The organism is uncultured Escherichia sp. (assembly GCF_948475835.1).
Taxonomy (GTDB): domain Bacteria; phylum Pseudomonadota; class Gammaproteobacteria; order Enterobacterales; family Enterobacteriaceae; genus ECMA0423.
On the sequence record NZ_CAOLGM010000187.1, the window covers coordinates 1 to 5984 of the forward strand.

At 51.6% G+C, this 5984-nt stretch carries 5 protein-coding genes and 1 pseudogene; 3 read left to right on the top strand and 3 right to left on the bottom strand.

Going from position 1 to position 5984, the window contains the following annotated elements:
* Window positions 1–365, top strand: a 365-nt coding sequence (locus tag QZF50_RS22185) for an IS3 family transposase (protein ID WP_157921395.1), incomplete at its 5' end; no start/stop codon positions are given.
* Between the two features lie 148 nt (window positions 366–513).
* Here QZF50_RS22185 and dadX read toward each other — a convergent pair.
* Both dadX and dadA read right to left on the bottom strand, forming a co-directional pair.
* On the bottom strand, window positions 514–1584 hold the full coding sequence (gene dadX, locus QZF50_RS22190; RefSeq protein WP_000197840.1) for a catabolic alanine racemase DadX: 1071 nt from the start codon (window positions 1582–1584) through the stop codon (window positions 514–516).
* 9 nt (window positions 1585–1593) lie between these two features.
* The gene (dadA, locus tag QZF50_RS22195; protein ID WP_001266908.1) at window positions 1594–2892 is read right to left on the bottom strand and encodes a D-amino acid dehydrogenase; all 1299 of its coding nucleotides are present in this window, start codon (window positions 2890–2892) and stop codon (window positions 1594–1596) included.
* A 329-nt stretch (window positions 2893–3221) separates the two neighbouring features.
* Between dadA and QZF50_RS22200 the strand changes: the two genes are divergently transcribed.
* On the top strand, window positions 3222–4754 hold the full coding sequence (locus QZF50_RS22200; protein ID WP_000190854.1) for a SpoVR family protein: 1533 nt from the start codon (window positions 3222–3224) through the stop codon (window positions 4752–4754).
* A 51-nt stretch (window positions 4755–4805) separates the two neighbouring features.
* On the opposite strand, the gene fadR is transcribed toward QZF50_RS22200, so the two are convergent.
* Window positions 4806–5525 carry a fatty acid metabolism transcriptional regulator FadR gene (gene fadR / locus QZF50_RS22205; protein ID WP_000234823.1) on the bottom strand — a complete coding sequence of 240 codons (720 nt, stop codon included), beginning with the start codon at window positions 5523–5525 and terminating at the stop codon, window positions 4806–4808.
* A gap of 221 nt (window positions 5526–5746) precedes the next feature.
* On the opposite strand from fadR, the pseudogene nhaB reads away from it, so the two are divergent.
* Window positions 5747–5984 (top strand): annotated as a pseudogene (gene nhaB, locus QZF50_RS22210) (sodium/proton antiporter); the annotation flags it as partial.

Consider the following 5984-nt stretch of genomic DNA (forward strand, 5'->3'; position numbering starts at 1 on the left):
GCCCTCAACCTTCAATGGTGCAGACTATGCTTACGGATGCGCTGAAACAGCTGTCGAAAGATGAACACCCCATACTGCACAGCGATCAAGGTTGGCAATATCAGATGTCCCGGTGGCAACGATGGTTAAAGGATAGCGGTATAGTCCAGAGTATGTCTCGCCGGGGAAATTGTCTTGATAATGCAGTTATAGAGAGCTTTTTTGGAACATTGAAATCAGAATGTTATTACCTCAATGAATATAAAAATGTGGAGGACTTAAAGCGAGACATCATTGATTACATAAACTATTATAATCAATTGAGGATAAAGGAAAAACTTGGCGGTCTTAGCCCGGTACAATATCGATTGAGTCAGGCTGCATAAGTTGTCCAAGATCTAGGGCGCAGTCCATTTTAATGGACACTATCATGGGCAATGGCTCTGTCACATTAACAACTACAGTTGCTGACCAGCCGGATGGATGATTTTTTCGCAACCAGAAGACGCTGTCTCCGATCCGGCTTACAACAAGTTACACTGTCACAACCGGGACGCGTAACGCCAGCGCGCACATCAACTCATAGCCCACCGTTCCGGCAGCGGCGGCGACATCATCAATTTTGATCTCCTTGCCCCACAGCTCAACCGGCGTACCAATCCCCGCCTGCGGGCAAGGCGTTAAATCGACCGCTAGCATATCCATCGAGACGGTCCCCACCGTCATGGTGCGCACGCCGTCCACTAAAACAGGGGTACCGGTAGGCGCGTGGCGCGGATAACCGTCGGCGTACCCTGCGGCGACAATGCCGATTCGCTGTTCATCGCGCGCAGTATAGCGACCGCCGTAGCCCACACGCTCACCCGCTTTTAGCGTCTGGACACCAATAATCTCACTGCTTAGCGTCATCACCGGACGTAATCCGGTATTGGCGATATCACGCCACTGACCGGACGGCGAAGCGCCATACAAAATAATGCCAGGCCGAACCCAGTCAAAATGCGCTTCCGGGTGCCACAGAGTCGCCGCCGAATTGGACAACGAACGCCGACACTCCAGCCCTTCCGCCGCCTGCTCAATACGCGCCATCGCGCTGGAAATTCCATCAGGATGTTCCGCTTCGGCAAAATGCGACATCAGGGTCATCTCGCCAACATTCGCCATTGCCCGCAACTGCTGCCAGACGGTAAGCACGCGATCGGGCTGGAAGCCCAACCGATTCATCCCACTGTTCACTTTAAGATAAATATCCAACGGTGCTTTTAGCCGCGCATTTTGCAGTGCTTTGAGCTGCCAGTTGCTGTGTACGCAGGTGGTCAGGCGGTGCTGGTCATAAATCTCCAGATCCTGAGCATGGAAAAATCCTTCCAGCATCAGGATCGGCCCCTTCCAGCCGCGCTCACGTAACGTTATTGCCTCTTCCAGGTTAAGTAATGCAAAGCCATCGGTGGCCCCGAGCGCGCTCCAGATACGCTCAATACCATGCCCGTAAGCGTTCGCTTTTACCACCGACCAGACGCGCGCGTGCGGCGCGGCCTGGCGGACAATGGACAGATTCTGTTTTAATGCCTGCAGATCGAGGCTGGCCTGTATCGGACGGGTCATCTCGTTTCCTTAGCTGTGTGCGCCATGTAAATGGCCCGGACGTGATGGCGTAAATCCACGGCTGTAGCGCGCTACGCTTAGATCCTCATATGGGATCGCTGGCGTGCGACCAGAGAGCAGATCGCTTAACAACTGACCGGAACCGCAAGCCATCGTCCAGCCGAGCGTGCCGTGACCGGTATTCAGCCACAGATTTTTAAAGCGTGTACGCCCGACAACCGGCGTACCGTCTGGCGTCATCGGGCGCAAACCCGTCCAGAAAGTCGCCTGCTCGACATGACCGCCGCGTGGATAGAGATCGCGAACCACCATTTCCAGCGTTTCACGACGCGGTTGCAACAGCTCGGTGTTAAAACCAACAATTTCCGCCATTCCGCCAACACGAATGCGGTTATCGAAACGGGTAATGGCGATTTTGTAGGTTTCATCAAGAATGGTGGATACTGGCGCACCATCTTCCTGCGCAATTGGAATAGTCAGCGAGTAGCCTTTCAGCGGATACACCGGAATATCAACAATGCCTTTGAGCATCGCCGTCGAGTAAGAACCAAACGCCATCACATACGCATCGGCCTTAATCACTTCATCGCCACACTTCACGCCGTAGATTTGCTCGCCGTCGCAAAGCAGTTGGTCAACGGGCGTATTAAAGCGGAATTTAACCCCCGCCTGCTCTGCCATCCGCGCCAGATTCTGGGTAAACAGCTGGCAGTCTCCGGTTTCATCATTGGGCAGTTGCAGACCACCCGTCAGTTTGTGCGCTACTTCTGCCAGCGCGGGCTCCACTTCCGCCAGGCGGCTGGATTCCAGCAGCTGATACGGTACGCCGGCATCTTCCAGCACGGCGATATCGCGGGTCGCATTTTCATACTGTTGTTCGGTACGGAACAGTTGCAGCGTCCCACCCTGACGCCCTTCATACTGAATATTGGTTTCGGCGCGCAATGCTTTCAGGCAATCACGGCTGTATTCCGCCAGACGCACCATCCGCCCTTTGTTTTCCATGTAGTGGCTGGTGTCGCAGTTACGTAACATTTGCCACATCCATTTCAACTGGAACTGCGTACCGTCGAGACGAACCGCCAGCGGCGCATGGCGCTGGAACATCCATTTAATCGCTTTTAAAGGCACACCTGGTGCCGCCCACGGTGCAGCATATCCGGGGGAGATTTGCCCGGCATTCGCGGCGCTGGTTTCCAGGGCGGCCCCCGGCTCCCGATCAATGACGGTGACCTCATGTCCTGCCTGATTTAAGTACCAGGCGCTGGCAACGCCTACCACACCACTTCCCAGTATGACAACTCGCATAGCCACTCCGATAACGGTAGATACAGTAAAAGAATAATAATCTAATTACATCTTGATAACTCAGTTGAAAATATTATTCAACATACGGCTTTTTTATGGTGAGCTGGCTCACATCTCCCTGACTCTGCGGCAATATGGCGTCTTTAGTATCTCCTGCTGAACGCCCTTTTTATCCAGCATAAAATTCCGTTCAGAAGCGGATTAGTGGCACTCTGATAATAAGAAATCGCAAAGAAAAAAATTCTCCGGCGACGCGGTTTTTAACAGGTGTTCTATGCTTGAAATGAGGTGCTCCACACAGAGAGCGCCGACAACAATGAGGTGCGCGTATGGCGACGATCGATTCTATGAATAAGGACACCACACGTTTGAGCGATGGACCCGACTGGACGTTCGACCTGCTGGATGTTTATCTGGCAGAGATAGACCGGGTGGCGAAACTCTACCGGCTGGATACCTACCCGCACCAGATTGAAGTGATAACCTCAGAACAGATGATGGATGCCTACTCCAGCGTCGGCATGCCAATTAACTATCCGCACTGGTCATTCGGTAAAAAGTTTATCGAGACTGAACGGCTGTATAAGCACGGTCAGCAAGGACTGGCCTATGAAATCGTCATTAACTCTAACCCGTGTATCGCTTACCTGATGGAAGAGAACACCATTACCATGCAGGCGCTGGTGATGGCACACGCCTGCTATGGGCATAACTCTTTCTTTAAAAACAATTACTTATTCCGCAGTTGGACCGACGCCAGTTCGATTGTCGATTATCTGATTTTTGCCCGTAAATATATTACCGAGTGCGAAGAACGTTATGGCGTTGATGAAGTAGAACGGCTTCTGGACTCGTGCCACGCGCTGATGAACTACGGCGTGGACCGGTACAAACGCCCGCAAAAAATCTCGCTGCAAGAAGAGAAAGCCCGGCAGAAAAGTCGCGAAGAGTATCTACAAAGTCAGGTCAATATGCTCTGGCGTACCCTGCCGAAGCGCGAGGAAGAGAAAACGGTTGCTGAAGCGCGCCGCTATCCGTCCGAACCACAAGAAAACCTGCTCTATTTTATGGAGAAAAATGCGCCACTGCTGGAATCATGGCAGCGTGAAATCCTGCGTATTGTGCGTAAGGTGAGCCAGTATTTTTATCCGCAAAAACAGACTCAGGTGATGAACGAAGGCTGGGCGACCTTCTGGCACTATACCATCCTTAACCATCTGTATGATGAAGGGAAAGTAACGGAACGTTTTATGCTGGAGTTTTTGCACAGCCACACCAATGTGGTCTTCCAGCCCCCCTATAACAGCCCGTGGTACAGCGGCATCAACCCGTATGCCCTCGGGTTCGCCATGTTCCAGGATATTAAACGGATTTGTCAGTCGCCAACGGAAGAAGACAAATACTGGTTCCCGGATATCGCCGGTTCCGACTGGCTGGAAACGCTGCATTTCGCGATGCGTGATTTCAAAGATGAGAGTTTTATCAGCCAGTTTCTGTCACCGAAAGTGATGCGTGATTTCCGCTTCTTCACCGTGCTGGATGATGATCGGCATAATTATCTGGAGATTTCCGCTATTCATAATGAAGAAGGTTATCGGGAGATCCGTAACCGGTTATCGTCGCAATATAACTTAAGTAATCTGGAGCCGAATATTCAGATCTGGAACGTGGATTTGCGCGGCGACCGTTCGCTGACGCTGCGTTACATTCCACATAATCGCGCACCGCTGGATCGGGGGCGCAAAGAAGTGCTGAAGCATGTGCATCGCCTGTGGGGATTTGATGTGATGCTCGAACAGCAAAACGAAGACGGCAGCATCGAGTTGCTGGAACGTTGCCCGCCAAGAATGGGAAATCTGTAAAAACAACAAAAAACCCCTCGTTTGAGGGGTTTGCTCTTTAAACGGAAGGGATTATCGCCCCTGAATGGCTAAATCACCCGGCAGATTTTTCTGCATCCGGTGCCAAATCTCGCCACTCTCATGCCCATAGCGACGCACTGTTTCGTACACCTGATCGTGCGCGCCTTCACTGCACAACGCCGACAGTTTGTGGTAGAAGCCCAGCGCCAGACTGCGCGCTTCCGGATTGGCGAAATAGTGACGACCAATGCGCGTATACAGCCCTTTCATCCCGTTAAGGATCAGACCGTAAATCGGGTTGCCGGAAGCAAACGCCAGGCCGCGGAATATGTTGTAATCCAGCTCGGCAAAGGCATCGGCGTGATCGGCCACTTCATTAGCGGTAGCCAGCACTTCCTGCGCTTTATCGGGATGCTGACGAAACGCGGTGCGAATAAAAATAGTGGAAATATTGGTACGCACCGACAGCAAATTATCAATAAGCTGCGGCACACTTTCGTGATCCAGTCGCGCCAGTGTTTCAAGGATATTTAAACCAGAGGTTTCCCAGAAATTATTCACCTTCGTCGGCTTGCCATGTTGAATGGTCAACCAGCCATCTCGTGCCAGACGCTGTAACACTTCACGTAACGTAGTACGCGTTACGCCAATTAATTCTGAAAGTTCACGTTCTGCGGGCAAAATAGTCCCGGGAGGGAAGCGGTTATTCCAGATACTTTCAATAATGTACTCTTCCGCGAAACCCGCCGGGCTTTGCGCCTTAATGACCATAGTGAGATTTCCATAACACAGCAAAACAAAGTTGGACTCATCATACCAGAGGGCTAACTACGCTGATAGCAGACAAAAAGAAGAAAAAAGGGATCAAGGCTTCATTTTCCGCATCTCTTTCCCCTTGACTATCAAGACTTGCCTCACTCCTGCCTGACCGTTAAGCTTTGCGTTTAAACATAAAAACATCATTGATTATTTGTAAGGTAAGGGAAACCATCATGGAGATCTCCTGGGGCCGCGCGCTATGGCGCAATTTTTTGGGCCAGTCCCCCGACTGGTACAAACTCGCCCTCATCATTTTCTTAATCGTAAACCCGTTAATTTTCCTCATCAGCCCTTTCGTCGCGGGCTGGTTGCTGGTAGCGGAATTTATTTTCACTCTGGCGATGGCCCCTGAAATGCTACCCGCTGCTCCCCGGTGGTCTGTTGGCTATCGAAGCGGTATTCATCGGCATG

Bases quoted from the DNA above. Each gene is read 5' to 3' on its own strand.
- dadX (WP_000197840.1), bottom strand. From the start codon at position 1,584: ATGACCCGTCCGATACAGGCCAGCCTCGATCTGCAGGCATTAAAACAG.
- dadA (WP_001266908.1), bottom strand. From the start codon at position 2,892: ATGCGAGTTGTCATACTGGGAAGTGGTGTGGTAGGCGTTGCCAGCGCC.
- QZF50_RS22200 (WP_000190854.1), top strand. From the start codon at position 3,222: ATGGCGACGATCGATTCTATGAATAAGGACACCACACGTTTGAGCGAT.
- fadR (WP_000234823.1), bottom strand. From the start codon at position 5,525: ATGGTCATTAAGGCGCAAAGCCCGGCGGGTTTCGCGGAAGAGTACATT.